The sequence below is a fragment of the Caldimonas sp. KR1-144 genome, from assembly GCF_049446155.1.
Lineage (GTDB): Bacteria > Pseudomonadota > Gammaproteobacteria > Burkholderiales > Burkholderiaceae_C > Rivibacter.
The window spans coordinates 254,197-280,146 of record NZ_JBMSEE010000003.1; the positions used below are offsets into that span (position 1 = coordinate 254,197).

General features: G+C 70.0%; 24 protein-coding genes. 17 read left to right on the forward strand and 7 right to left on the reverse strand.

What is annotated here, in order from left to right:
• Nucleotides 1-57 precede the first annotated feature (57 nt).
• Nucleotides 58-1,344, forward strand: a complete 1,287-nt coding sequence (gene hemL, locus ACO2TI_RS09110) for a glutamate-1-semialdehyde 2,1-aminomutase (protein WP_423283719.1) — start codon at nucleotides 58-60, stop codon at nucleotides 1,342-1,344.
• Here the strand turns inward: hemL and ACO2TI_RS09115 are convergent.
• Nucleotides 1,341-3,428, reverse strand: a complete 2,088-nt coding sequence (locus ACO2TI_RS09115) for a M3 family metallopeptidase (protein WP_423283720.1) — start codon at nucleotides 3,426-3,428, stop codon at nucleotides 1,341-1,343. The genes hemL and ACO2TI_RS09115 overlap by 4 nt on opposite strands.
• 109 nt (nucleotides 3,429-3,537) lie before the next feature.
• On the opposite strand from ACO2TI_RS09115, the gene mpl reads away from it, so the two are divergent.
• From mpl to ACO2TI_RS09195, 16 genes are all read left to right on the forward strand, one after another.
• Nucleotides 3,538-4,923, forward strand: a complete 1,386-nt coding sequence (mpl, locus tag ACO2TI_RS09120) for a UDP-N-acetylmuramate:L-alanyl-gamma-D-glutamyl-meso-diaminopimelate ligase (protein ID WP_423283722.1) — start codon at nucleotides 3,538-3,540, stop codon at nucleotides 4,921-4,923.
• On the forward strand, nucleotides 4,920-5,273 hold the full coding sequence (locus tag ACO2TI_RS09125) for a YbaN family protein (protein WP_423283723.1): 354 nt from the start codon (nucleotides 4,920-4,922) through the stop codon (nucleotides 5,271-5,273). The genes mpl and ACO2TI_RS09125 overlap by 4 nt, the downstream gene beginning before the upstream one ends.
• Nucleotide 5,274: 1 nt before the next feature.
• Nucleotides 5,275-5,877, forward strand: coding sequence for a YqiA/YcfP family alpha/beta fold hydrolase (locus tag ACO2TI_RS09130; protein WP_423283724.1), 603 nt, complete (start codon nucleotides 5,275-5,277; stop codon nucleotides 5,875-5,877).
• Between the two features lie 80 nt (nucleotides 5,878-5,957).
• Nucleotides 5,958-7,961 (forward strand): ribonuclease catalytic domain-containing protein, encoded by a 2,004-nt coding sequence (locus tag ACO2TI_RS09135; protein WP_423284071.1) that lies wholly within the window; start codon nucleotides 5,958-5,960, stop codon nucleotides 7,959-7,961.
• A 31-nt stretch (nucleotides 7,962-7,992) separates the two neighbouring features.
• The gene (locus ACO2TI_RS09140; protein WP_423283725.1) at nucleotides 7,993-8,925 is read left to right on the forward strand and encodes an energy transducer TonB; all 933 of its coding nucleotides are present in this window, start codon (nucleotides 7,993-7,995) and stop codon (nucleotides 8,923-8,925) included.
• An 8-nt stretch (nucleotides 8,926-8,933) separates the two neighbouring features.
• Entirely contained in the window at nucleotides 8,934-9,803 is an 870-nt protein-coding gene (gene aroE, locus ACO2TI_RS09145; protein WP_423283726.1) for a shikimate dehydrogenase, read from the forward strand.
• Nucleotides 9,800-10,588 carry a transglycosylase domain-containing protein gene (locus tag ACO2TI_RS09150; RefSeq protein ID WP_423283727.1) on the forward strand — a complete coding sequence of 263 codons (789 nt, stop codon included), beginning with the start codon at nucleotides 9,800-9,802 and terminating at the stop codon, nucleotides 10,586-10,588. The genes aroE and ACO2TI_RS09150 overlap by 4 nt, the downstream gene beginning before the upstream one ends.
• A complete protein-coding gene (locus ACO2TI_RS09155) occupies nucleotides 10,588-11,211 on the forward strand; it encodes a hypothetical protein (RefSeq protein ID WP_423283728.1) in 624 nt (207 codons plus the stop codon). The genes ACO2TI_RS09150 and ACO2TI_RS09155 overlap by 1 nt, the downstream gene beginning before the upstream one ends.
• Nucleotides 11,208-11,762, forward strand: coding sequence for a TlpA disulfide reductase family protein (locus ACO2TI_RS09160; RefSeq protein WP_423283730.1), 555 nt, complete (start codon nucleotides 11,208-11,210; stop codon nucleotides 11,760-11,762). Before ACO2TI_RS09155 ends, ACO2TI_RS09160 begins: the two co-directional genes overlap by 4 nt.
• 90 nt (nucleotides 11,763-11,852) lie before the next feature.
• Complete coding sequence (gene aroQ / locus ACO2TI_RS09165; RefSeq protein WP_423284073.1) at nucleotides 11,853-12,305, forward strand: type II 3-dehydroquinate dehydratase; 453 nt, start codon at nucleotides 11,853-11,855, stop codon at nucleotides 12,303-12,305.
• 96 nt (nucleotides 12,306-12,401) lie between these two features.
• On the forward strand, nucleotides 12,402-12,869 hold the full coding sequence (gene accB, locus ACO2TI_RS09170; protein WP_423283731.1) for an acetyl-CoA carboxylase biotin carboxyl carrier protein: 468 nt from the start codon (nucleotides 12,402-12,404) through the stop codon (nucleotides 12,867-12,869).
• 19 nt (nucleotides 12,870-12,888) lie between these two features.
• Nucleotides 12,889-14,238, forward strand: a complete 1,350-nt coding sequence (gene accC / locus ACO2TI_RS09175; RefSeq protein WP_423283732.1) for an acetyl-CoA carboxylase biotin carboxylase subunit — start codon at nucleotides 12,889-12,891, stop codon at nucleotides 14,236-14,238.
• A gap of 27 nt (nucleotides 14,239-14,265) precedes the next feature.
• Nucleotides 14,266-15,171 carry a 50S ribosomal protein L11 methyltransferase gene (gene prmA / locus ACO2TI_RS09180; RefSeq protein WP_423283734.1) on the forward strand — a complete coding sequence of 302 codons (906 nt, stop codon included), beginning with the start codon at nucleotides 14,266-14,268 and terminating at the stop codon, nucleotides 15,169-15,171.
• A 116-nt stretch (nucleotides 15,172-15,287) separates the two neighbouring features.
• The gene (locus ACO2TI_RS09185) at nucleotides 15,288-16,385 is read left to right on the forward strand and encodes a zinc-ribbon and DUF3426 domain-containing protein (protein WP_423283735.1); all 1,098 of its coding nucleotides are present in this window, start codon (nucleotides 15,288-15,290) and stop codon (nucleotides 16,383-16,385) included.
• A 24-nt stretch (nucleotides 16,386-16,409) separates the two neighbouring features.
• Nucleotides 16,410-17,321, forward strand: coding sequence for a carbohydrate kinase family protein (locus ACO2TI_RS09190; protein ID WP_423283736.1), 912 nt, complete (start codon nucleotides 16,410-16,412; stop codon nucleotides 17,319-17,321).
• 168 nt (nucleotides 17,322-17,489) lie between these two features.
• Nucleotides 17,490-17,834, forward strand: coding sequence for a hypothetical protein (locus ACO2TI_RS09195; protein ID WP_423283737.1), 345 nt, complete (start codon nucleotides 17,490-17,492; stop codon nucleotides 17,832-17,834).
• Here ACO2TI_RS09195 and ACO2TI_RS09200 read toward each other — a convergent pair.
• The 6 genes from ACO2TI_RS09200 to ACO2TI_RS09225 form a co-directional block, all read right to left on the reverse strand.
• On the reverse strand, nucleotides 17,828-18,151 hold the full coding sequence (locus ACO2TI_RS09200) for a DUF167 domain-containing protein (RefSeq protein WP_423283738.1): 324 nt from the start codon (nucleotides 18,149-18,151) through the stop codon (nucleotides 17,828-17,830). The two genes, ACO2TI_RS09195 and ACO2TI_RS09200, sit on opposite strands and share 7 nt — an antisense overlap.
• An 84-nt stretch (nucleotides 18,152-18,235) precedes the next feature.
• Entirely contained in the window at nucleotides 18,236-18,712 is a 477-nt protein-coding gene (locus ACO2TI_RS09205) for a histone H1-like DNA-binding protein (protein ID WP_423283740.1), read from the reverse strand.
• A gap of 229 nt (nucleotides 18,713-18,941) precedes the next feature.
• Nucleotides 18,942-20,111 (reverse strand): ribonucleotide-diphosphate reductase subunit beta, encoded by a 1,170-nt coding sequence (locus ACO2TI_RS09210; protein WP_423283741.1) that lies wholly within the window; start codon nucleotides 20,109-20,111, stop codon nucleotides 18,942-18,944.
• Between the two features lie 174 nt (nucleotides 20,112-20,285).
• Entirely contained in the window at nucleotides 20,286-23,210 is a 2,925-nt protein-coding gene (locus ACO2TI_RS09215) for a ribonucleoside-diphosphate reductase subunit alpha (protein ID WP_423283742.1), read from the reverse strand.
• Nucleotides 23,211-23,724: 514 nt separating this feature from the next.
• A complete protein-coding gene (gene ampD / locus ACO2TI_RS09220; RefSeq protein WP_423283743.1) occupies nucleotides 23,725-24,300 on the reverse strand; it encodes a 1,6-anhydro-N-acetylmuramyl-L-alanine amidase AmpD in 576 nt (191 codons plus the stop codon).
• Nucleotides 24,301-24,318: 18 nt separating this feature from the next.
• Nucleotides 24,319-25,932 (reverse strand): sigma-54-dependent transcriptional regulator, encoded by a 1,614-nt coding sequence (locus ACO2TI_RS09225; protein WP_423283745.1) that lies wholly within the window; start codon nucleotides 25,930-25,932, stop codon nucleotides 24,319-24,321.
• Nucleotides 25,933-25,950 lie beyond the last annotated feature (18 nt).

Below are 25,950 nucleotides of genomic sequence, written 5' to 3' on the forward strand. Positions count from 1 at the left end.
GCAAGGCCCCGCCCTCTCGGAGGGTCGCTCGCCGTACCCGGCGGGCGGGGTGCTGACATGAACAATTCGAGCCTGTTCGAGCGTGCCCAAGCCTCGATCCCCGGCGGCGTGAACTCGCCCGTGCGCGCCTTTCGCGCCGTGGGCGGTACGCCGCGCTTCATCGCCCGCGCGCAAGGCGCCTATCTCTGGGACGCCGAGGGCCAGCGCTACATCGACTACATCGGGTCCTGGGGACCGATGATCCTGGGCCATGGTCACCCGGCCGTGCTCGAGGCGGTGCACAAGGCCGTCGACGACGGCTTCTCGTTCGGCGCACCGACCGAGCGCGAGATCGAGCTCGCCGAGGAGATCCTCAAGCTCGTGCCCAGCGCCGAGCAGGTGCGCCTGGTGAGCTCGGGCACCGAGGCGGCGATGAGCGCGATCCGCCTCGCGCGCGGCTTCACCGGCAAGCCCAGGCTGATCAAGTTCGAGGGCTGCTACCACGGCCATGCCGACGCGCTGCTCGTGAAGGCCGGCTCGGGCCTCGCGACCTTTGGCCATCCCACCTCGGCCGGCGTGCCACCCGAAGTGGTGCAGCACACGCTGGTACTGCCCTACAACGACATCGCCGCGATCGAGGCCGCGTTCGCCGAGCACGGCGGCGAGATCGCCTGCGTGATGATCGAGCCGATCGCCGGCAACATGAACTTCGTGCGCGCGGCGGTGCCGTTCGTGAAGCGGCTGCGCGAGCTGTGCGCGCAACACGGTGCGCTGCTCGTCTTCGATGAAGTCATGACCGGCTTTCGCGTCGCGCTCGGCGGCGCGCAAAGTCTCTATGCGAAGGCGATCCCCGGCTTCAGGCCCGACCTCAGCGTGTTCGGCAAGGTCATCGGCGGCGGCATGCCGCTGGCGGCCTTTGCCGGTCCGCGCGAGGTGATGGCGCAGCTCGCGCCGCTGGGCCCGGTCTACCAGGCCGGCACGCTGTCGGGCAACCCCGTCGCCACGGCCTGCGGCCTCGCGACGCTGAAGGAGATCCAGCGTCCAGGGTTCTTCGAGGCGCTCGCCGCGTCGACGCGCTCGCTGGTGGAAGGCCTTTCGGCCGTCGCGCGCGAGGCCGGCGTGCCGCTGGCCGTCGACAGCGAAGGCGGCATGTTCGGCTTCTTCTTCGCCGACGCGCTGCCGCAGCACTACGACGCCGTCATGGCCACCGACAAGGCGCGCTTCAACGCCTTCTTCCACGGCATGCTCGAGCGCGGGGTCTACCTCGCGCCGGCGCTGTACGAAGCCGGCTTCGTGAGTGCGGCGCACACCGCCGCCGACATTGCGGCGACGGTGATTGCAGCGCGCGAAGCCCTGAAGGCCTAAGCTTCGATCAGGCCCTTCTTCGCCAGCATCGGCTCGACCGCCGCATCGCGGCCGCGGAACGCGCGGTAGGTCGCGCCGGGCTCGACCGTGTCGCCCACCGCATAGACGTTGTCGAGCAGCCGCCGCGCGGTTGCGGCATCGAACACGTCGCCGGTCTCGCGGAAGGCCGCGAAGGCATCGGCATCCAGCACCTCGGCCCACAGGTAGACGTAGTAGCCGGCCGCGTAGCCGTCGCCGCTGAACAGGTGGCGGAACTGCTGCGGACGGTGCATCAGGCCGATGTTGGCCGGCACGCCCAGGCGCTCGCGCTCGCCGGCCTCGAAGGCATCGAGGTCGATCGCGGCCGGATCCACCGCCTGGTGCAGCGCCATGTCGACCAGCGCCGAGCCGACGTACTGGATGGTGTCGTAGACCTGGCCGAAGTTGCGCGCGGCCAGCGCCTTTTGCACCAGCTCGGCCGGAATCGGCTCGCCGGTCTTCACGTGGCGCGCGTGACGGGCCATCACCTCGGGCTGGAACGCCCAGTGCTCGAACAGCTGCGAGGGCAGTTCGACGAAGTCGCGCAGCACGTTGGTGCCCGCCAGCCGCTTGAAGCGCGCCTGCGACAGCAGGCCGTGCAGGCCATGGCCGAACTCGTGGAACAGCGTGCGCACGTCCTCGAGCCCGATCAGCGTCGGCTCGCCCGCGGGCGCCTTGGCGAAGTTGTTGTTGTTGACGACGAAGGGCAGCACGCGCTCGCCGGGCGCCGGCTCGCCCAGCACACCGGCGCCGTTCTTCGACTCGCTGCGGTAGATGCTCATCCACGCGCCGCCGCGCTTGCCGGGGCGCGCGAAGTTGTCGGCCATGAACAGGCCGAGCATTGCGCCGGCCGCGTCGCGCACCTCGAACAGGCGCACATCGGGGTGGTACATCGGCACGTCGCGGCGTTCGTCGAAGCGCACGCCGAACAGGCGCTGGGCGCAGTCGAACATCGCGGCGCTCATCGCGTCGAGCGAGAAGTAGGGCTTGAGCATCGCGTCGTCGAGCGACAGCGTCGCGCTGCGGCGGCGCTCGGCGACGAAGCGCCAGTCCCACGGCGCAAGCGCCACGCCGTCGGGCAGCAGGCCGTGCTCGCGCGCGAACTCGACCAGTGCGCGCTCCTCGCTCGCCGCCTTGGCGCGCGCAGGCTCCCAGACGCGCTGCAGCAGCTCGGCGACCGCGGCTGGCGTCTTGGCCATGCGGTCGCGCAGCGCATGCTGCGCGAAGTCGCGCTGGCCGTGCAGGCGTGCCAGCTCGTTGCGCAGCGTCAGGATCTTCACCGCGATCGGCCGGTTGTCGCGCGCCGCGTCGAGCGTGCCGCGCGAGACCCAGCCGCGCCAGACGCGCTCGCGCAGGTCGCGACGCGTCGAGTGCGTGAGAAACGGAATCGCCAGCGAGCGCGACAGCGTGATCGCCGGCACCGCGAGCCCGCGCTGCTGGCCGGCCTCGCGCGCGCTGGCCACCAGCGCCGGCGGCAGGCCGGCCAGATCGGCCTCGTGCTCGAGCGCGAGATGCCACTCGGTCTCGTCGGCCAGGAGGTTCTGGCTGAAACGCGTGTACAGGCCGGCGAGTTCCTCGGCGATCGCCGCGGCGCGCGCCCGGGCCTCGGGCGCGAGCGCGGCGCCGGCGAAGCTGAAGTCCAGGTGCACGCGCTCGAGCAAGCGCAGCTGTTCGGCATCGAGGCCCAGTGCGGACCGTTCGCGGTACAGCGCGTCGACGCGCTTCCACACGCCCTCGTGCTGCAGCACCCAGCTCTCGTGCGCGGCGCGCGGCGCGGCGAGCTCGCGCTCGACCGCCTGCAGCGCTGTCGTGCTGGCGGACACCGTCAGGTTGCCGAACAGCAAGTCGATGCGCGCCAGAAGCGCGCCGCTGCGGTCGAAGGCCGCCAGCGTGTTCTCGAAGGTCGGCGCTTCGGCCTGCGCGGCGATCGCGTCGAGCTCGGCGCGGTGCGCCGCCCACGCCGCCGCGAAGGCCGGCGCGAAATGCTCGGGACGCGCGGCGTCGAACGGCGGCAGCGCGTAGGGAGTGGTCCAGTCGGCCAGCAAGGGGTTGTCGCTGCGTTCCATGGGTTGGGCACCGCGGGCTCGTGACCCGCACGCGATTGAAGAGGGAAGACCCATTCTAGGAAGCGTTTGGAGACGGGCGAGCCCACCCCGCTGCCTAGAATCCCGCGCCATGCACATCCACATCCTCGGCATCTGCGGCACCTTCATGGGCGGCGTTGCCGCGCTGGCGCGCGAGGCCGGCCACCGCGTGACGGGCTGCGACGCCAATGTCTATCCGCCGATGAGCGACCAGCTGCGCGCCTTGGGCATCGAGCTGATCGAGGGCTACGGCGCCGACCAGCTCGCGCTCAAGCCCGATCTCTACGTGATCGGCAACGTGGTCTCGCGCGCGAAGGCGGACGCCTTCCCGCTGATGGAAGCCATCCTCGACGAAGGCGCGCCCTACACCAGCGGCCCGCAGTGGCTGGCCGAACACGTGCTGCAGGGACGCCACGTGATGGCCGTGGCCGGCACGCACGGCAAGACCACCACGACCTCGATGCTGGCGTGGATCCTCGAAGCCTGCGGACGCGAACCGGGCTTCCTGGTCGGCGGCGTGCCGCTGAACTTCGGCATCTCGGCGCGGCTGGGCAAGGTCTCGTTCTCCGAGCGCACGCCGTTCGTGATCGAGGCCGACGAGTACGACACCGCCTTCTTCGACAAGCGCAGCAAGTTCGTGCACTACCGCCCGCGCACCGCGCTGCTCAACAACCTCGAGTTCGACCACGCCGACATCTTTGCCGACCTGGCCGCGATCGAGACCCAGTTCCACCATCTCGTGCGCACGGTGCCGGCCAGCGGCCGGCTGGTCGTCAACGCGCGCGAGGAGGCGCTGGCCCGCGTGCTCGAACGCGGCTGCTGGAGCGGCGTCGAGCGCTTCGGTGTCAAGGGCGACGCGCCCGGCTGGCGCGCGCGCGGCGAACCGCATGCCTTCGACGTGCTCAAGAGCGGCGTGCAGGTCGCGCGCGTCGAGTGGCCGCTGATCGGCGAGCACAACCAGCTCAACGCGCTGGCGGCGATCGCCGCGGCCGAGCACGTGGGCGTCGCGCCGGCCGACGCCGCGGCGGCGCTCGGCCGCTTCGAGAACGTGCGCCGCCGGCTCGAGCTGCGCGGCGAGGCCAACGGCGTCAAGGTCTACGACGACTTCGCGCATCACCCCACCGCGATCCGCACCACCGTCGACGGCCTGCGCCGCAAGGTCGGGCTGGAGCGCATCCTGGCCGTGTTCGAGCCGCGCTCCAACACGATGAAGCTCGGCACGATGAAGGCCCAGCTGCCGTGGGCGCTGGAGGAGGCCGACCTGAGCTTCTGCCATGCCGGCGGCCTGGACTGGGACGCCGCCGAGGCGCTGGCGCCGATGGGCGACAAGGCCCTGGTCGCGAACTCGATCGACGCGCTGGTGTCGCAGGTCGTGCGTGCGGCGCGGCCCGGCGACCACGTGCTGTGCATGAGCAACGGCGGCTTCGGCGGCATGCACGCGAAGCTGCTCGACGCACTCGCCAAGGCCGTGAAGTGAAACGCTCGCTGCTGCTCGGCGCCGGAGTCGTCTCGCTGGCGCTGGGCATTGCGGGCATTGCCTTGCCGCTGCTGCCGACAACGCCGTTCGTGCTGCTGGCAGCCGCGTGCTTCGCGCACGCGAATCCGGCCTGGGAGCGCCGCTTGCTCGAGCACCCCCGCTATGGGCCGTCGATCCGTGCGTGGCGCGAGCGCGGTGCCATTCCGCTCGTCGCCAAGCGCGCCGCGATCGCGATGCTGCTGATCAGCGCCATCGGCGGCGCCTTCATGCTCAGCGGCGGCTGGCGCTTCGTGCCAGGCACGGTGGCCTTGCTCGTCGGCGGATGGATCCTCACGCGACCGAGTGCATGACATGAACCCGCCCGTCAGCCACCTGCTCTACCTGCACGGCTTTCGCTCGTCGCCGGGCTCGGCCAAGGCGCAGCGCGTCGCGCAGGCGGTGCGCGATCTGCACGATGCCGGCCGTGCCATCCTGTGGTGCTGTCCGCAGCTGCCGCCCTCGCCGTCCGAGGCGCTGGCGCTGATCGCCCACCTCACCGCTGGCTGGCCGGCCGACGAGCGCATGGGCGTGATCGGCAGCTCGCTGGGCGGCTGGTACGCGACCGTGGTGGCCGAAGCGCGCCATTGCCGCGCGGTGCTGCTGAACCCCGCCGTCGATCCGGCGCGCGACCTGGCCGACCAGATCGGCGAGCAGGTCGCGTGGCACGACCCGCAGCTGAAGTTCAGCTTCACCGCCGCGCATGTCGACGAGCTGCGCGTGCTGACGCCGCCTGCGATCACGCACCCCGAGCGCTATGCGGCGGTGATCGCCAAGGGCGACGAGGTGCTCGACTGGCAGGAGATGACGGGCCGCTATCCGGGCGCGCGCATCCGCCTGCTCGAGGGCGGCGACCACGCGATCAGCGATTTCGAGGACCACTTGCCCTTCGTGTTGAGCCACCTCGGCCTGGGCTGAGGGCACGGGATGGGACAATCCGCCCCGTGACTGTCCATGCATTGTTCGACGACGCCGGCAAGTTCCTCGCCGGCCGCGTGATGTCCGAGGCCGAAAGCTCGCTGCAGATCGAGCTCGACTCCGGCAAGCGCGTCAAGGTGAAGGCCTCCAACACGCTGATGCGCTTCGCGAAGCCGCAGCCGGCGGAGCTTCTGGCCAAGGCCCCGGCGATGGCCGAGGAGATCGATCTCGACCTGGTGTGGGAAACCGCGCCGGACGAGGAATTCGGTTTCGACGATCTCGCCTGCGAGTACTACGGGGCCCAGGCCGACGCGGTGCAGCGCGCCGCGATGCTGTGGCGCCTGTTCGAGGCGCCGCACTACTTCCACCGCCGCGGCAAGGGGCGCTTTCGCAAGGCGCCGGCCGAGATCTTGCAGCAGGCGCTCGCGGCGATCGAGAAGAAGAAGCGCGTCGCCGAGCAGATCGAGGCCTGGGCCGCCGAGCTGGCCGAGGGCCGCTGCCCGGCGCCGGTCGCCGACCAGCTCTACAAGATCCTGTTCAAGCCCGACAAGAACGCGCCCGAGTACAAGGCCGTCGTCGAGGCCGCCAAGCGCAGCCAGCGCGCGCCCCTGGACCTGCTGAAGGCGGCCGGCGCGATCACCAGCTCCTACCAGTTCCACTGGAAGCGCTTCCTCTACGAGCACTTCCCCAAGGGCACGACCTTTGCGCCCGGCATCGCGGCGCCGGCGATCGAAGGCGAGCTGCCGCTGGCCGCGGTGCGCGCGTTCTCGATCGACGACTCGCAGACCACCGAGATCGACGACGCGCTCTCGGTACAAGGCCTGGGCAGCGGCACCGTGGTGTTCGGCGTGCACATCGCCGCACCCGGCCTCGCGTTCGGCCCCAACTCGCCGATGGACCAGCTCGCGCGCAGCCGCTGGTCCACCGTCTACATGCCGGGCCACAAGCTGACGATGCTGCCCGACGAGGTGGTGCAGGCCTACACGCTGATCGAGGGCCGCGACTGCCCGGCGGTGAGCATCTACCTCACGCTCGACGAAGCCTCGCTCGAGGTGAAGAGCCATGAGACCCGGCTCGAGCGCGTGCCGATCGCCGCCAACCTGCGCCACGACCAGCTCGACGCCGTCGTCACCGAGGCCTCGCTCAACGGCGAAGCGCCCGCCGACTATCCGTTCGCGACCGAACTGGCCTTCCTGTTCAAGCTGGCCAGATCGCTCAAGGCCCGGCGCGAGGTCGTGCGCGGCAAGCCCGAGACCTTCAACCGGCCGGACTACAGCTTCAAGCTCGAAGGCAAGACCGGCGCCGAGCCCGACGGCAGCGAGACGGTGCGCATCGTCGAGCGCAAGCGCGGCGCGCCGCTGGACCTGATCGTCGCCGAGGCGATGATCCTGGCCAACAGCACCTGGGGCGGCTGGCTGGCCGAATGCGGCGTGCCCGGCATCTACCGCAGCCAGGCCAGCCTGGCGCCCGGCATCAAGGTACGCATGGGCACCAAGGCCTTGCCGCACGCCGGCATGGGCGTCGCGCAGTACACCTGGGCGACCTCGCCGCTGCGCCGCTACGTCGACCTGCTGAACCAGTGGCAGATCGTGGCCTGCGCCCGCCATGGCCGCACCGCCGCGCTGGTGGCGCCGTTCAAGCCCAGGGACGCCGAGCTGTTCTCGGTGATCTCCGGCTTCGACGCCGCCTACACCGCCTACAACGGCTTCCAGAACACGATCGAGCGCTGGTGGACGCTGCGCCACCTCGAGCAGGCCGGCATCGGCGAACTCGACGCCGCGGTGCTGAAAGACGGCCTGGTGCGTGCCGACACGCTGCCGCTGGTGTTCCGCGCGCTCGGTTGCGAGAGCCTGCCGCGCGGAGCGCGGGTGCGCGTGCGCGTGACCGGCATCGACGGGCTGACGCTGGACCTGCATGCCAGTCTCGTCGCGCGCCTCGATGACGCGGCCACGCCGGCCGACGACGCCCAGCTCGACGCGGAAGAAGTCGACGAAGCCGCCGACGCGGCCGCGCCACTGGCGCTGGCGATCGACGTGCAGGATGCCGACAATCCCGCCGAGGGCGCGGCTGCCGCGGCCTCCTGATCGTTCCGGTCGCCGAACCCGTCTTTCGCGCATGCACGACACCCAGCCGCAGCCGCCGCCCGCGTCCGCCCGGGACGTCCCGCTTTCGCGCCGCCAGCGCCTGCGCGCCTGGCTGCGCCAGCTGACGACGCTGCAGATCGCGCTGGGCGTTTCGATCGGCGTGCATGCGGCGCTGCTGGGCGTGCGCTTCGTCGATCCGGAGGGCTTCGAGCGCGTGTTCCGCGATACGCCGCTGGAGGTGATCCTGGTCAACGCGCGCTCGTCGGAGCCGCCCGCCAAGGCCCAGGCGATCGCCCAGGCCGCGCTGGCCGGCGGCGGCGAGGCCCAGGCCGGCCGCGCGACTTCGCCGCTGCCGCCGTCGGCGTTCACCGAGGTCGGCGACGCGATGGAAAGCACGCGCAAGCAGGTCGAACAGCTACAGGAGCAGCAGCAGCAGCTGCTGGCGCAGGTGCGTCGCGAGCTCGCGCGCCTGCCGCCGCCCGACCCCAAGCGCGACGAAGGCAGCACCGAGGCGCAATCGCGCCAGGAACAGCAGCGCCAGCTGCTGCAGATGCTGGCCGAGATCGAAAAGCGCATCAACGAGGAGAACAGCCGCCCCCGCAAGCGCTACGTGAGCCCCTCCACCGAGGAGGCGCCCTATGCGATCTACTACGACCGCCTCAAGCGCCGCATCGAGGAAAAGGGCACGCAGAACTTCCCCGAGGAGCGCGGCCGCAAGCTCTACGGCGAGCTGGTGATGGTGATCTGGGTCGACTCGCGCGGGCGCGTGATCGACACCGAGATCGTGCAGAGCTCTGGCCAGAACGCGCTCGACAAGCGCGCGCAGGCGATCGCGCGCGGCGCCGGGCCGTTCGGCCCGTTCAGCGACACGATGCGCCAGCAGACCGACGTGATCGCGGTCGCCTCGCGCTTCAAGTTCTCGCGCGACGAGGGCATGTCGGCCAAGCTGTTCGACGCGCAGTGAGCGGCTCCATGGCATCGAACGCGCTGCCCGAGCGCTACGCCGTCGCGGGCCACCCGGTGGAGCACAGCCGCTCGCCGGCGATCCACGCACGCTTCGCGGCGCAGACCGGCGAGCGCATCGACTACGGCCGCCTGCCCTGCCCGCTCGACGGCTTCGCGGCGAGCGTGCGCGCCTTCGCCGCCAGCGGCGACGGCCGCACGCTGGGTGTCGCGCGCGGCTGCAACGTCACGGTGCCGTTCAAGTTCGAGGCGCTCGCACTCGCGGCCACGCTGAGCGATCGCGCGCGCCTGGCCGGCGCAGTCAACACGCTGCGCTTCGACGAAGCCGGCTGGGCCGGCGACAACACCGACGGCATCGGCCTGGTGCGCGACATCACGCGCAATGCCGGCGTCGCGCTCGCTGGGCGCCGGCTGCTGCTCGTCGGCGCCGGCGGCGCGTCGGCCGGCGTGCTCGGGCCGCTGATCGAAGCCGGCTGCGCATCGATCGCGATCGCCAACCGCACGCCGGACAGGGCACGGTCGCTGGCGACGCGGCACGCCGCGTGGGCGGCGCAGCACGGCGTCGCGCTGTCGGCCCATGGGCTCGACGACGCCGGCGAGGCCTACGACGTGGTGATCAACGGCACCGCGGCCAGCCTGGCCGGCGACGCCGTGCCGGTGTCGGGCGACGTGCTGAAGCCGGGCGCGCTCGCGCTGGACATGATGTACGGGCCGGCCGCCGCCGGCTTCCTCGGCTGGGCACGCGCGCGCGGCGCGCTCGCGCGCGACGGCCTGGGCATGCTGGTCGAGCAGGCCGCCGAGTCGTTCTGGTTCTGGCGCGGCGTGCGGCCCGACACCGCGCCGGTGCTGGCCGCGCTGCGCGCCGAGGTCGATCGATGAAGCGCCTGCTGGCCGGCCTGTGGCGCGCGGCGGCGCTCGTCGTCGTCTGCGGCCTGGCGCTGCAGCTGGTGTTCGCGCTGCGGGTCGCGGCGATGACCGTCGTCGATCCGCAGTCCACCACCTTCCAGCGCAGCGAGATCTGGCGCCTGGCGACCATCAAGGGCCAGGTGCTGTGGTCGCAGGAGTGGCGGCCCTACGATCGGATCGCCGGCACGCTCAAGCGCGCCGTGATCGCCTCCGAGGACGCCAGCTTCACCGACCACGGCGGCGTCGACTGGGACGCGATCGAGAAGGCCTGGGAGCGCAACCAGCGCGCCGAGGCGCGCGCCGAGCGGCTGCAGTCGCAGCTCGATCGCCAGGCCGAGCGGCGCGCGGCTGCCGGCCGGTCGGTCGCCGCCGCCAAGCCGGTGGTGGCCAAGGTCGTCGGCGGCTCGACGATCACGCAGCAACTGGCCAAGAACCTGTTTCTTTCCGGCGAGCGCAGCCTGGCGCGCAAGGGCCAGGAGTTCGTGATCACCTTCATGCTCGAGGCCATGCTCTCGAAAGAGCGCATCCTCGAGATCTACCTCAACAACGTCGAGTGGGGCGAAGGCATCTTCGGCGCGCAGGCTGCAGCCCGGCACTACTTCCACGTCGACGCCGAGCGGCTCGCGCCGATGCAGGCGGCGCGCCTGGCGGTGATGCTGCCGGCGCCCAAGCGCTTCGAGCAGCGTCCTGGCTCGGCCTACGTGGCCGGGCGCGCGGCGACCATCGTCGCGCGCATGGGTGCGGTGGAGCTGCCCTGATGCCGGTCTCGCCCCTGACCGTCGAGATTGCTGCAACGGCCGCGCGCCTGGTGGTCGAGGAAGGCCTCGAGTACGGCCCGGCCAAGCAGCGCGCGCTGCGCGAGCTCGGCAAGCGCGGCCTGCCGAACGGCGAACTCCCCGACAACGACCTCGTCGAAGAGGAAGTGCGCGCCTACCTTGCGCTGTTCTGCGCCGAGACGCAGCCCGCCGAGCTGGCCGCCCTGCGCGAGGTGGCTCTGCAGTGGATGGAGCGGCTCGCCGAGTTCCGCCCGCACCTGACCGGCGCGGTCTGGCGCGGCACCGCGACGCGGCTGTCGGACGTGCACCTGCAGCTGTTCTGCGATGACGCCAAGTCGGCCGAGATCGCGCTGCTGAACGCACGTGTCGACTACGCGGTGGGCAGCACGCGCGGTCCACGCGGTCGTTCGGTCGACGTGCTGAGCCTGGCGACGCCGAGCGCCGCGCTGGGCGAGGCGGTGACCGTGCACCTCAGCATCCTCGACCACGACGACCTGCGCGGCGCGCTGCGGCCCGACGCGCGCGGGCGCACCGAGCGCGGCGACGCGCAGGCGCTGCGCCGACTCATGGCCGCGCAGCCCGGCGCGGAAGCCGATCCCGCATGACCGATACCCTCGAACCTCGTGTCTCCCGGCGCCGGCTGGCGCTGGCCGCGGCCGTCGCGGCGCTGGCCGCCAGCGGCGGCGCCTGGCTGGGCTGGCGCCGCAGCACGCCGCAGGCTGCCGCGCCGGTCGCCGCCGAAGCCTGGTGGTCGCAGCAGTTCGACACGCCCGCAGGCGCTGCGCCGCTGGTGGCCGCCAGCCTGCGCGGCAAGCCGCTGGTGCTGAACTTCTGGGCCAGCTGGTGTGCGCCTTGCGTGCGGGAGATGCCGGCGCTGGACCGCTTCCACCGCGAGTTCGGGCCGCGCGGCTGGCAGGTGGTCGGCCTCGCGATCGACGGGCCGACGCCGGTGCGCGAGTTCCTCGCCAAGACGCCGGTCGGCTTCCCGATCGGCCTGGCCGGACTCACAGGCACCGAGCTCGTGCGCGCGCTGGGCAATGCGCAAGGCGGCCTGCCATTCACGGTGGTCTTCGACGCATCGGGGCGCATCGTCCATCAAAAGCTCGGCGAGACAAGCTTCGATGAACTCGCCGCCGTGGCCCGCTCGACCGGCTGACCGCCCGGTCACCGAAAACAGCGGGCTTCGGCTCGAACGCTGGCACAATCCGCCGCGAACTGCCGCCAGTTGCCGGCAACTCGAACCGATCTGATGCACATCCTTGTCCTGCACGGACCCAATCTGAACCTGCTGGGCACGCGCGAACCCGCCGTGTACGGCAGTCAGACGCTGGCCGGCATCGACGACGACTTGCGCGCACTGGCCCAGGCGCGCGGTGCCCAGCTGGACTGCTTCCAGAGCAACCACGAGGGCGCACTGATCGACCGCGTGCATGCCGCCGCGCACGAGTCGGTGGATGCGATCGTGATCAATCCGGGCGCCTTCACGCACACCAGCATCGCGCTGCGCGACGCGCTGGCGGGCGTGGCGATCCCGTTCGTTGAAGTTCACCTGTCCAACGTCCACCGGCGCGAAGCCTTCCGCCACCATTCCTATTTCTCGGACCTGGCCGACGGCGTGATCGTCGGCCTCGGCGCGGCCGGCTACCGGCTGGCGCTGGAGTTCCTGCTCGACCGGGGCCCATCCACGGCCCCTCGCTGACCACGCCGCCGCCCGTGCCCGGCGCGAACGGCGCCGGCCGCATGGCGGCGCCGCGTATTGATCGACAACCAGAATCTCTGTTGGAGCCCCTGCACCATGGACCTTCGCAAACTGAAGACCCTGATCGACCTCGTGTCCGAGTCCAACGTCTCGGAACTCGAGATCACCGAGGCCGACGGCAAAGTGCGCATCGTCAAGTCGCAGCCGATGGCCGCGCCGGTGGTCACGGCGATGCCGGCTCCCGTGATGGCCGCGCCGGTGCAGGCCATGGCGCCCACGGGCACCGCGCCCATGGCCGTCGCGGGCCCCGCCGCGCCGGCCGAACCGACCGGCCACATCGTCAAGTCGCCGATGGTGGGCACCTTCTACCGCGCCTCCAGCCCGGGCGCGAAGGCCTTTGCCGAGGTCGGCGACGAGGTCAAGGAAGGCCAGCCGATCTGCATCATCGAAGCGATGAAGATCATGAACGAGATCGAGGCCGACAAGGCCGGGCGCGTCACCCGGATCTACTGCGAGAACGGGCAGGCCGTCGAGTACGGCCAGCCGCTGTTCGAGATCGAGTGAGGCGGCAGGAAGGCACTCGATGTTCAAGAAAGTCCTGATCGCCAACCGCGGGGAAATCGCCCTGCGGATCCAGCGCGCCTGCCGTGAGCTCGGCGTGCGCTCGGTCGTCGTCTATTCCGAGGCCGACCGCGACGCCAAGTACGTCAAGCTCGCCGACGAGGCCGTGTGCATCGGCCCGGCGCCCTCGGGCCAGAGCTACCTCAGCATGCCGGCCATCATCTCGGCCGCCGAGGTGACCGACGCCGAGGCCATCCATCCCGGCTACGGCTTCCTCAGCGAGAACGCCGACTTCGCCGAGCGCGTCGAGCAAAGCGGCTTCACCTTCATCGGCCCGACGCCCGACGCGATCCGCATGATGGGCGACAAGGTCTCGGCCAAGCAGGCCATGATCAAAGCCGGCGTGCCCTGCGTGCCGGGCTCCGAAGGCGCCCTGCCCGACGACCCGAAGGAGATCACGCGCATCGCGCGCGCGATCGGCTACCCGGTGATCATCAAGGCCGCCGGCGGCGGCGGCGGACGCGGCATGCGCGTGGTGCACACGGAGGCGGCGCTGCTGCACGCTGTGCAGACCACGCGCGCCGAAGCGGGCGCCGCGTTCGGCAACCCGGCCGTCTACATGGAAAAGTTCCTGGAGCAGCCGCGCCACGTGGAGATCCAGATCCTTGCCGACCAGCACCGCAACGCGGTCTGGCTCGGCGAGCGCGACTGCTCGATGCAGCGGCGCCACCAGAAGATCATCGAGGAAGCGCCCGCCCCGGGCATCCCGCGCCGCACGATCGAGAAGGTCGGCGAGCGCTGCGCGGCGGCGTGCAAGAAGATCGGCTACCGCGGTGCGGGCACGTTCGAGTTCCTGTACGAGAACGGCGAGTTCTACTTCATCGAGATGAACACGCGCGTGCAGGTCGAGCATCCGGTGACCGAGCTGGTGACCGGCATCGACATCGTGCAGATGCAGATCCGCATCGCCGCCGGCGAGAAGCTGCCGTTCGCGCAGCGCCACATCCAGCTGCGCGGCCATGCGATCGAGTGCCGCATCAACGCCGAGGATCCATACAAGTTCACGCCCTCGCCGGGCCGCATCTCGATGTGGCATCCGCCGGGCGGCCCCGGCGTGCGCGTCGACTCGCACGCCTACACGAACTACTTCGTGCCGCCGAACTACGACTCGATGATCGGCAAGATCATCGTGCACGGCGACACGCGCGATCAGGCGCTGGCGCGCATGCGCACGGCGCTGTCGGAGACAGTGGTCGAAGGTATCCTGACCAACATCCCGCTGCACCGCGAGCTGATGGCCGACGCCAAATTCATCGAGGGCGGCACCAGCATCCACTACCTCGAAGGCTGGATGCAGCAGCACAAGCGATGAAATGAACCACGAGCGGGTTCAACTGAGATGGTCGAACTTTCCCTGCTGGCCGCCGAATCCGACGTCGAGACCGTCAGCGACGCGCTGATGGAGCTCGAGGCGCTGGCCGTCTCCGTCGAAGACGCCGATGCCGACACCGAGGTCGAGCACGCGTTGTTCGGCGAACCCGGCATGCCGGCGCCGAAGGCGGGCTGGCAGCGTTCGGTGGTCAAGGCGCTGTTCCCCGACGAGGCCGCGGCCACCGAGGCCGCGACGCTGCTGCTGGCCCAGGAATGGGCCGCCGATGTGCACGTGCAGGCCATCGCGCCGGTGCCCGACGAAGACTGGGTGCGGCTGACGCAGTCGCAGTTCGCGCCGGTCGAGATCACCGAAAGCTTCTGGATCGTGCCCACCTGGCACGAGGCCCCGGCCCAGGCCGAGACGGTGATCCGCCTCGATCCCGGCCTGGCGTTCGGCACCGGCACCCACCCGACCACGCGCATGTGCCTGCGCTGGATCGCCAACCATGCCGCGGCCTTCGCCGGCCTGCGCGTGCTCGACTACGGCTGCGGCTCCGGCATCCTGGCCATCGGCGCGGCGAAGTTCGGCGCCGGCGAGGTCGACGCGGTCGACATCGATGCGGCAGCGGTGCAGTCGAGCATCGCGAACGCGCAGGCCAACGGCGTCGAGCTGCGCGCCGGGCTGCCGCAGGCCGTCGGCTCGCCGGCCGGCGGCTATCCGCTGGTGCTGGCCAACATCCTCGCGTCGCCGCTCAAGCTGCTGGGGCCGCTGCTGGCGGCGCATGTCGCGCCGGGCGGCCATCTGGTGCTGGCGGGCATCCTGGAGCGCCAGGCCGACGAGCTTCGCGCGGCCTACGCCCCCACCGGCCTCGCGCTCGACGTGAGCGATCGCGAGGATGGATGGATCCTGATGACGGCGCGGCGCGCCGCCTGAGGCACAGTGGCAATGGGACATCCGGGGTCAATGCGGGCCGAGCGCCGGGCCGCTCCCAAGCCGGCCCGCGCCCCCTCGGGGGGCCGGCCGCCGTACCCGGCGGACGGGGGGCAAAAGTGAGCCTCGCGACCCGCTGCCCGTCCTGCGGAACGATCTTCCGGGTCGTCCAGGACCAGCTCAAGGTCTCCGAAGGCTGGGTGCGCTGCGGGCGCTGCAGCGAAGTCTTCAACGCGCTCGACGGCTTGTTCGACCTTGATCGCGAGCCGCCGCCGGCGCGCAGTGCGCCGGCCACGACCGCATCACCGCCTGCTGCGGCCACTGCGCCCAAGCCGCCGCCAGCGCCGCGGCCAGGCCGGCAGGAGTTCGTCGCCAGCCGCGTGCCCGAGGAACAGGACGAAGCGGAAGAAGACGCGCCGGCCGGTGCGGTGGACATCGACAGCTTCGCGTCGACAGTGGGCTTTCGGCGCGAGGACAGCGTGCTGCCGCAGCCCGAGCCAGCGGCGGCGCAGCTGCGCGCCGCGCGCCAGGCCGGCACGCAGCAGGAGCCGCCCGATTTCGCTGACGCGCGCTTTCCGAGCGAGCTGCCGCTGGACAGCGCGATCGACCTGCCCGAGCACGAGCACGACGCGATCACGCTCGACGATCCCCTGTCGCGCTTCGTCCCCGACGATGCGCCGATCAGCGCCAGCTTCATTGAAGCTGCCGAGCGGCAGGAGCGCCGCGAACGACCTGCGTGGCGGCGCATCCGCGCCGCGTTCGCGTTCCTTTTGCTGCTGCTGTTGTCGCTTCAGGTCGCCGTGCACTGGCGCGATCGCATCGCGCTCGAATGGCCCGAGACGCGGCCGCTGCTCGAGGCGATCTGCGAGCCGCTGGCCTGCCGCATCGAGCCGCTGCGCAGCATCGAGTCCTTCTTCGTCGAGGGCAGCGCCCTCAACCGCATCGCCGACGGCTCCGGCTACCGCCTCGAGGTGACGCTTCGCAACCGCAGCCACCTGCCGCTGGCTGCGCCCGCGGTGGACCTCAACCTGACCGATGGCAGCGGCGACACCCTGGCGCGCCGCGCGCTCAACACGAGCGAGTTCCAGCTCGCTGCCGGCGACGGGGCCACTGCACCGGCTGTCGTGCCGCCGGGCGCCGAGCTGCACCTGCAGCTCGCGTTCACCACGCCGCTGCCGCGCATCGCCGGCTACACGGTCGAACTCTTCTATCCCTGACCACGCCCTAGCGCGCTCTAAACAATGTCTGCCCTGATCTGCGGCTCGCTCGCCTTCGACACCATCACCGTTTTTCCTGGCCGCTTCGCCGAGCAGATCCTGCCCGACCAGATCCACATCCTGAACACGTCGTTCCTGGTGCCGACGCTGCGGCGCGAGTTCGGCGGCTGCGCCGGCAACATCGCCTACACGCTCAAGGCGCTGGGCGGCGATGCGGTCGTGATGGCCACGCTCGGCAACGACGGCGGCGGCTACTTGGAGCGGCTCGGGGGCCTGGGCGTCGACACGCACTACGTGCGCACGGTGACCGAAAGCCACACCGCGCAGGCGATCATCATCACCGACCGCGACAGCAACCAGATCACGGCCTTCCACCCCGGCGCGATGCAGTTCGCGCACCTCACCAAGATCGAGAAGCGCGCCGACATCGCGCTGGCGATCGTCGCCCCCGATGGCCGCGACGCGATGGTCCAGCACGCGCAGCAGCTCGCCGACGCCGGCATCCCCTTCATGTTCGACCCCGGCCAGGGCCTGCCGATGTTCGATGGCGCCGAACTGCGCCGCTTCGTCGACCAGGCCACCTGGGTCGCGGTGAACGACTATGAAGGCCGCATGCTGTGCGACCGCACCGGCCTGTCGCTCGCCGAGCTCTCTTCGCTGCCGAACCTGCGCGGCGTCATCGTGACGCTCGGCGCCGAGGGCTGCGAGCTGTGGATCGACGGCCGACGGCAGCATGTGCCCGGCGTCAAGGCGCAGGCGGTGCTCGATCCCACCGGCTGCGGCGACGCCTTCCGCGGCGCGGTGCTCTATGGCCTGGAGCGCGGCTGGGATCTCGCGCGCTGTGTTGAGCTCGGCAACCGCGTCGGCGCGATCAAGATTGCGACGGCCGGCGTGCAGAACCACCAGCTCGACCGCGCCGCGCTCGGCATCGCGTAAACGCGCCGGCCGTGAGCCGGTGTTCACATCTCGCGCGCAAACCGGACTTCAGTCACGCCGCGTGCGGCCGATACCCCCATGACGGCGTCAGCGCGCGTGCCGTTTGCACACCCGCCGACGACTGAGCGGCGCTATCTTGATGCCGCGTTGTCTCTCGGGAGGAGCATCATGAGCATCGCGTTCTGGGTCTTGCCGCTGTTGACCGCTGCCACCGCCGCCGCCTTGAGCTGGTGGGCCAGCCATTGGTGGTACTCCAGGCAGCGCGCCGCGCTGGCGCTGCGGCTGGACCGCGTGCGGCAGACCGCGACGCAAAACGCCCTGCAGGCGCGACGCCAGATCGCGCAACTCCAGGAGGAACTGGCGCGGCGGCCTCTGCCGCGCCGCCGCGAGGCGGATGCCGCGGCCGAAGCGGCCGCCCGCAAGGCGGCCCTGGTCGATGAAATCGACGCCGGCGACGCGTCACCGCGCGACGGCAGCGGCTTCGCCGCGACGCAGCCGATGCTGCATCACTGACCGTCGGCCAATGTCTGGGCGATCCAAGCCCTGACGCGCTCGACCTCGAGGTCGATCTCCACGCTCTTGCGGCGCGAACTCGCGCCGTGCGCGAGGCGCAGTTGCGATCTCGCGATGCCCAGCGATTGCGCTAGCCAGCGCAGCAGCGCCTCGTTCGCCGCCCCTTCGATCGGTTGCGCCGCCAGTCGCACGCGCAGCGTGTCGCCGTGCACGCCGGCAATCGCCGTGCTGCGCGCATTGGGCGCCACGCTCACGTCCAGCCGCGAGCCGCCGCGCGCGGTCGCGCGCAGGTAGGGGACGTTGGTCGCTGAAGCCACGGATCGCAGGTCAAATGAGCCGCAAAGAAAAAGCCCGGCCGCAAGCGGCCGGGCTGTTCGTCATGGGCGCAAAGCGCCCTCGACTCAGGGCTTCACGCCGGTCGGGAAGGGCCAGGCCGCTTGCGGGCTCAGCGTGGTCTTCGCGGCAGGCGCGGCCGCCGGGGCAGCGGCAGCAGGCTTCGCAGGGGCAGCGGCAGGCTTCGCCTTCTTGGCAGGGGCCTTTTTCGCAGCCTTCTTCGCAGGGGCCTTCTTGGCAGCAGCCTTCTTCGCAGGCGCCTTCTTGGCAACCTTCTTGGCAGCAGCCTTCTTCGCAGGTGCCTTCTTCGCGACAGCCTTCTTCGCCGGGGCCTTCTTGGCCGCGACCTTCTTCGCCGGCGCCTTCTTGGCGGCGACCTTCTTGGCCGCAACCTTCTTGGCCGGAGCCTTCTTCGCCGCAGCCTTCTTGGCCGGGGCCTTCTTGGCGGCGACCTTCTTCGCAGCCGGCTTCTTGGCGGCGGCCTTCTTGGCCGGAGCCTTCTTCGCAGCGGCCTTCTTGGCCGGCGCCTTCTTCGCAGTTGCCATCACGTTCTCCTTGATCAAGTTGCAAAAAACACCGCGCTGCTCGAGCAGTTCGGCGATCCATCGCCCGAAGTCACCTTGGAGAAGGCAATCCGGTGCGATGAATGGGGGCATGAACGGCCGTCCGCGCTTCGTGCGTCGCGGTGCGTCCGTTCATTGATCTCGATCTCTTCTTGTTCGTCATGACCTGTTGGCGTCGGCCGCGTCCGGTTCAAACGTCAGCAGTTGAGCGTCAATCCCACGAGAGCGCGCCACCGGACTGGTACTCGATGACGCGGGTCTCGAAGAAGTTGCGCTCCTTCTTCAGGTCGATCATTTCGCTCATCCACGGGAACGGGTTTTCCTCGTTCGGGAAGAGCTCTTCGAGGCCGATCTGCGTGGCGCGCCGGTTCGCGATGTAGCGCAGATAGCCCTTGAACATGCTCGCGTTCAGACCCAGCACGCCGCGCGGCATGGTGTCTTCGGCGTAGCGGTATTCCAGCTCGACGGCCTTGAGGAACAGCGCCTTGATCTCGGCCTTGAACTCGGCCGTCCACAGGTGCGGATTCTCGAGCTTGATCTGGTTGATCAGGTCGATGCCGAAATTGCAGTGCATTGACTCGTCGCGCAGGATGTACTGGTACTGCTCGGCAGCGCCGGTCATCTTGTTCTGGCGGCCGAGCGCCAGGATCTGCGTGAAGCCGACGTAGAAGAACAGGCCTTCCATCAGGCAGGCGAAGACGATCAGGCTCTTGAGCAGCGTCTGGTCGGTCTCGGGCGTGCCGGTACGGAAGTTCGGGTTCATGATCGCGTCGATGAACGGGATCAGGAACTCGTCCTTGTCGCGGATCGATGACACCTCGTGGTAGGCGTTGAAGATCTCGCTCTCGTCGAGGCCCAGCGACTCGACGATGTACTGGTAGGCGTGCGTGTGGATCGCTTCCTCGAAGGCCTGGCGCAGCAGGAACTGGCGGCACTCGGGAGCGGTGATGTGCCGGTAGGTGCCCAGCACGATGTTGTTGGCCGCAAGCGAGTCGGCGGTCACGAAGAAGCCGAGGTTGCGCTTGATGATGCGGCGCTCGTCTTCGGTCAGGCCGTTGGGATCCTTCCACGTCGCGATGTCGCGCGACATGTTGATCTCCTGCGGCATCCAGTGGTTCGCGCAGGTGGCGAGGTACTTCTCCCACGCCCACTTGTACTTGAACGGCACGAGCTGGTTGACGTCGGTCGCGCCGTTGATGACGCGCTTGTCGGCGACGTTGACGCGGCGTGAGCTGACCGCCTGCGCAGACTCGGAGGACTGCGAGGCCTGAGCCGAATGATGCAGTGACGGAGACGCTGCCTGCGCATCGTTGAACGATGGCGGCGTGTGATGGGTCGTCGCGAAGCTAGTGGACCGAGCGTCTTCTTCCCAAGCCAGCATGGTTGGTACGTCCTATGGATGCGAATTATCGGAGTGTTGTGTGCGAACACCAAGTACTTGTTGACATCGCGACGCTGAAGTTGTTGCGGTCGTGCATCGACTGCATGCCGCACTTCGGCTTCGCGATCGCGCATCGCGCACGCACAAGATGCGTTGCGCGATGCGCTCGTCAACTCACTGGCAGGCCTCGCACGTCGGGTCGTCGATCGCGCAGAACTTGATGTCCGTCGCGGGCACCGCGGCCATCTGCGCTTGCGCTGCGGCTGCCGCGCGCTCGAGCGCGCTCGGTGCCGCGGCAGGCGCTGCGGCCGCACCGCCGGCAACGCCGCCGACGTTCGGCACCGCGTTCATCGAGCCGGCCTTCACCGTGCTCTTCTCGGCATGCGTCGCGCCGATCGTGCGCAGGTAGTACGTGGTCTTCAGGCCACGCGTCCACGCGAGCTTGTAGGTCTCGTCGAGCTTCTTGCCCGAAGCGCCGGCCATGTAGATGTTCAGGCTTTGCGCCTGGTCGATCCACTTCTGGCGGCGAGCGGCGGCCTCGACCAGCCACACCGGCTCGATCTCGAACGCGGTCGCGTAGAGCTGCTTGAGCTCCTCGGGCACGCGGTCGATGCGGCGCAGCGAGCCGTCGAAGTGCTTGAGGTCCATGACCATCACGTCGTCCCACAGGCCGAGCTTCTTCAGGTCGCGAACGAGGTACTCGTTGACCACCGTGAATTCGCCCGACAGGTTCGACTTGACCGACAGGTTGCCGAAGCACGGCTCGATCGAGGCGTCGACGCCGATGATGTTGGAGATCGTCGCGGTCGGCGCGATCGCCACGCAGTTGCTGTTGCGCATGCCGTGCTCGGCGATGCGTGCGCGCAGAGCGTTCCAGTCGAGCGTGCTGGAGCGGTCGACTTCGACGTAGCCGCCACGCTCCTTGGCCAGCAGGTCGAGCGAGTCGATCGGCAGGATGCCGCGGTCCCACAGCGAGCCCTTGTAGCTCGAGTAGCGGCCGCGCTCGGCGGCGAGTTCGGTCGAGGCCCAGTAGGCGTGGTAGCAGACGGCTTCCATCGAGCGGTCCGCGAACTCGACCGCGGCGTCGCTGGCGTAGGGCGTGCGCAGCTGGTAAAGCGCGTCCTGGAAGCCCATGATGCCAAGGCCGACCGGGCGATGGCGCAGGTTGGAGTCGCGCGCCTTCTTGACCGCGTAGTAGTTGATGTCGATGACGTTGTCGAGCATGCGCATCGCCGTGGCCACCGTCTTCTTCAGCTTGGCTTGGTCGATCGCGCCGTCCTTGAGGTGCTGCGCCAGGTTCACCGAGCCGAGGTTGCACACCGCGATCTCGCGCTCGTTGGTGTTGAGCGTGATCTCGGTGCACAGGTTCGACGAGTGCACGACGCCGACATGCTGCTGCGGCGAGCGCACGTTGCAGGCATCCTTGAACGTGATCCAGGGATGGCCGGTCTCGAACAGCATCGAGAGCATCTTGCGCCACAGGTCGACCGCGCGCAGCTTCTTGTAGAGCTTGATCTCGCCGCGCGCGACCTTCTCTTCGTAGCGCACGTAGGCGGCCTCGAACTCGGCGCCGAACTTGTCGTGGAGATCCGGGCAGGTCGAGGGCGAGAACAGCGTCCACTCGCCGCCTTCCATCACGCGGCGCATGAACAGGTCGGGAATCCAGTTCGCCGTGTTCATGTCGTGGGTGCGGCGGCGGTCGTCGCCGGTGTTCTTGCGCAGCTCGAGGAACTCCTCGATGTCGAGGTGCCAGCTCTCCAGGTAGGCGCACACCGCGCCCTTGCGCTTGCCGCCCTGGTTGACCGCGACCGCGGTGTCGTTGACGACCTTCAGGAACGGCACCACGCCTTGCGACTCGCCGTTGGTGCCCTTGATGTGCGAGCCCAGGGCGCGCACGTTGGTCCAGTCGTTGCCGAGGCCGCCGGCGAACTTGCTCAGCAGCGCGTTCTCCTTGATCGCCTCGTAGATGCCGTCGAGGTCGTCGGCCACCGTGGTCAGGTAGCAGCTCGACAGCTGCGAGCGCAGCGTGCCCGAATTGAACAGCGTCGGCGTGCTCGACATGAAGTCGAAGCTCGACAGCACTTCATAGAACTCGATCGCGCGCGCCTCGCGGTCGATCTCGTTCAGCGCGAGGCCCATCGCCACGCGCATGAAGAAGGCCTGCGGCAGCTCGATGCGCTTCTTCTGCACGTGCAGGAAGTAGCGGTCGTACAGGGTCTGCAGGCCGAGGTAGTCGAACTGCAGGTCGCGGTCGGCCTTGAGCGCACCGCCGAGCTTCTTCAGGTCGAACTGCAGCAGCTTCTCGTCGAGCAGCTCGGCGTCGACGCCCTGCTTGATGAACTCGGGGAAGTACTCCGCGTAGCGCGTGTGCATCTGCGCATGGGTGACTTCCTCGCCGAGGATCTCGCGGCGGATGGTGTGCTGCAGCAGGCGCGCCGTGGCGCGCGTGTAGGCAGGATCCTTCTCGATCAGCGTGCGCGCGGCCAGGATGGCAGCCTTGTAGACCTCGTCGATCGGCACGCCGTCGTAGAGGTTGCGCTGGGTCTCGGCCAGGATGGGGTCGGGCTTCACGTCGGCGCCCAGGCCGTCGCAGGCGGAGACGATCAGCGCCTTCAGCGCGCCCAGGTCCAGCGGCACGCGCTGGCCGTTGTCGATGACGTGCAGCGAGGGCGCGGCCACCGCCGGCGCCTGGCCCTGCTTGGCGCGCTCCTGCGCACGGCGCTCGCGATAGAGCACGTAGGCGCGCGCCACTTCATGGAAGCCGCCGCGCATCAGGCCCAGCTCGACCGCGTCCTGGATGTCCTCGATGTGGAAGGTACCGCCGCCCGGACGCGAGCGCAGCAGCGCACGCACGACCTGCTCCGTCAGGCCGTCGACCGTCTCGCGCACGCTCGCAGACGCCGCCCCTTGCGTCCCGTGCACCGCGAGAAAAGCCTTCATCAGCGCGACCGCGATCTTGTGCGGCTCGAACGAGACCACCGCGCCGTTGCGGCGGATGATCTGGTAGCCCGCGTAGGCCGAACCGCTGGCCACCGGCTGCGAGGGAACCGCACCGGGAACGGAGGTCGAGACGGAAGCGCTGGGTTGTACGGCGTGCATGAGGTCCTCTTGAATGTTGTCGTGAGGTCGAAGGGCGTGCGGCCGCCTCGTCGTGCGAGGCGGCGTCAGGAAAGAGCGGAAAGAACAGTGGTCCCGCGCACTGCCGCTTGGCAGTGCGAACGAGACGGCGTGGCAGGCAGCTTGATTCGCAGCGCGATGCGCGATCGCGCGAGGGCGAGCGGGTGAACGCCGGGTGGGCTCAGCGACTCGCGGCACGCCGCGCGAATTGCGCGACGGCAGCGAAGCGTGGCGGCGGCTTGCATCACTCCAGCAGCGCTCAGGCAGCGAAGAATACCATGCAAAACACTATATCTAGGGTCCGCCGAGGCGACAAGCCACTATCCGTAGCGTACTTGCTCACTCCACGCAGAAGCCTTGAACGAGCGGCTGCGTGCTCGCCCGCGCCATTGCTCGCACCGCTTCGCGCAGGCCGCAGATCTCCTCGCTTTGCCGCCCGAAGCGGCCCGCAAGCCGCATCACTGCTTGATGCGTCGCGGCGCGAGCCGCTGCGTCGTCACGTCAAAGCGGGAAAACACCGAGCGCTCCAACCGAGCGCTCGGCGCAACGCGTGCCAGTCGAAGCCGCAGCCGGGATCGAGCTTGCGACCCGGCGCGACGTGCTCGTGGCCCACGACCTCTTCGATCGGATAGGCCTCGCGCAGCGCGCGCAACAGCTCGGCCAGGCGCGCGTACTGCGCCGGCTCGAAGCGCCCGCCCTCGAGTCCTTCGAGTTCGATGCCGGCGGAGAAGTCGTTGACGTTGTCTCGCCCGCGCCAGTGCGATCGCCCGGCGTGCCACGCGCGCTCGTCGACCGAGACGAACTGCAGCAGCTCGCCGTCGCGACGGATCACGAAGTGGGCCGAGACCTCGATGCCGCGGATCTGCTGGAAATAGGGATGCGCGGTCCAGTCGAGCCGGTTCGTGAACAGCTGCTCGATCGCGTCGCCGCCGTAGACGCCCGGCGGCAGGCTGATCGAATGCACGACGGCCAGGGACACCGGCGTATGCGGCGGACGCAGCCCGAAGTTCGGCGACGGCACGCGCCGGGCCGCCGCGTACCAGCCGTCCGACCAGCGCGAGGGTGCGTTCAAGCGGCGCTCGCGCTGCGCTCAGGGCGCGTCGTCGTCGAACGCATCGTCGGTGCCGGTGGCCGTGCCGACCGTCGCGCCGTGCTCGGCGACCTGGATGCCCAGGCGTGCCATGCGGTAGCGCATCTGGCGCAGCGTGAGGCCGAGGCTCGCGCCGGCGGCCGTGCGGTTGCAGCGGTGGCGTTCGAGCGCGCGCACGAGGATGCCACGCTCGACGTCGTCGAGGTAGCTCACGAGGTCCGACGGCAGCGGCCCTTCGGCCGCCGCGGCCGACGCGGGCGGACCGCCGGCGTCGGCGAGTTCGGCCGCGGCAGCGATCGGCGACTCGGGTTCGTCGCCGGCTGCGTCGTCGTAGGCGTCGTCGGGCAGGTCGAGCTCGCCCGCCGTGATGAGGTCGCTGCCGCTGAGCGCAACGGCGCGGTGCAGCAGGTTCTCAAGTTCGCGGACATTGCCCGGGAACGGACAGCGCAGCAACTGAGCGAGCGCATCGCGCGCCAACCGCGGCGCCGGACTGACGCCGGCTTCGGCCGCGATGCGGTCGAGCACGCGCTCGCAGATCGCCGGCAGGTCCTCGAGCCGCTCGCGCAGCGGCGGCACGCGGATCTGGATCACGTTGAGCCGGTAGTACAAGTCCTGCCGGAAGCGCCCGCCCTGCACCTCGGCGCCGAGGTTCTTGTGCGTGGCGCTGACCACGCGCACGTCGACCGGTACTTCGGCGGTGGCACCGACCGCGCGCACGCTGCGTTCCTGGATCGCGCGCAGCAGCTTGCTTTGCATCGACAGCGGCAGGTCGCCGATCTCGTCGAGGAACAGCGTGCCGCCGCGGGCGGCCTGGAAGAAGCCGTCGCGGTCCTCGTTGGCGCCGGTGAACGCGCCCTTGCGGTAGCCGAAGAACTCCGCTTCGAGCAGCTGCTCGGGGATCGCGCCGCAGTTGACCGCGACAAAGGGGCCGGCCGAACGCGCGCTGACCTCGTGGATCGCGCGCGCGACCAGCTCCTTGCCGGTGCCCGACTCGCCATGGATCAGCACCGGCGCCATGCTGCGCGCAACCTTCTCGATCAGGCTGCGCACCTGTTGCATCGGGGCCGAGGTGCCGGCCATGCGGCCCAGCGCGTCGTTCGCGGCTGCGGGCACCGCGCCGCGCGTGACGGTGACCACCGCGGGTCGCGCCGCGGGCCCCGTGCCGGCGCGCGCTGCCGTGCTGCCGCCAGGCAGCCGCTCGGGCTGCACCGTCGGCTGCCCCGGACCGCGGCCGAGCGCCGATGCGACGACGCTGCGGAACTGCTTCAGGTCGACCGGCTTGGTGAGGTAGTCGTAGGCGCCGGCCTTGAGCGCCTCGACGGCGCCATCGGCCGAGCCGTAGGCGGTGATCACGATGGTCTTCTCGCGCCGGCCCGCGCCTTCGAGGCGGCGCAGCAGCTCGATGCCGTCGCCGTCGGGCAGGCGCATGTCGGTGATCACCGCGCTGTAGGTGCGCCCCTGCAGCATTGCCCAGGCATCGTCGACCGAGCCGGCGGTCTCGATGTCGTAGCCCTCGCGCAGCAGCGTGAGCTCGTAGAGCGTGCGCAGATCGGGCTCGTCGTCGACGACGAGCAGGCTGTAGTGCGATGCGGGCGGGGCGATGGCGGCACTCATGCAATACGCGTCAGGGAT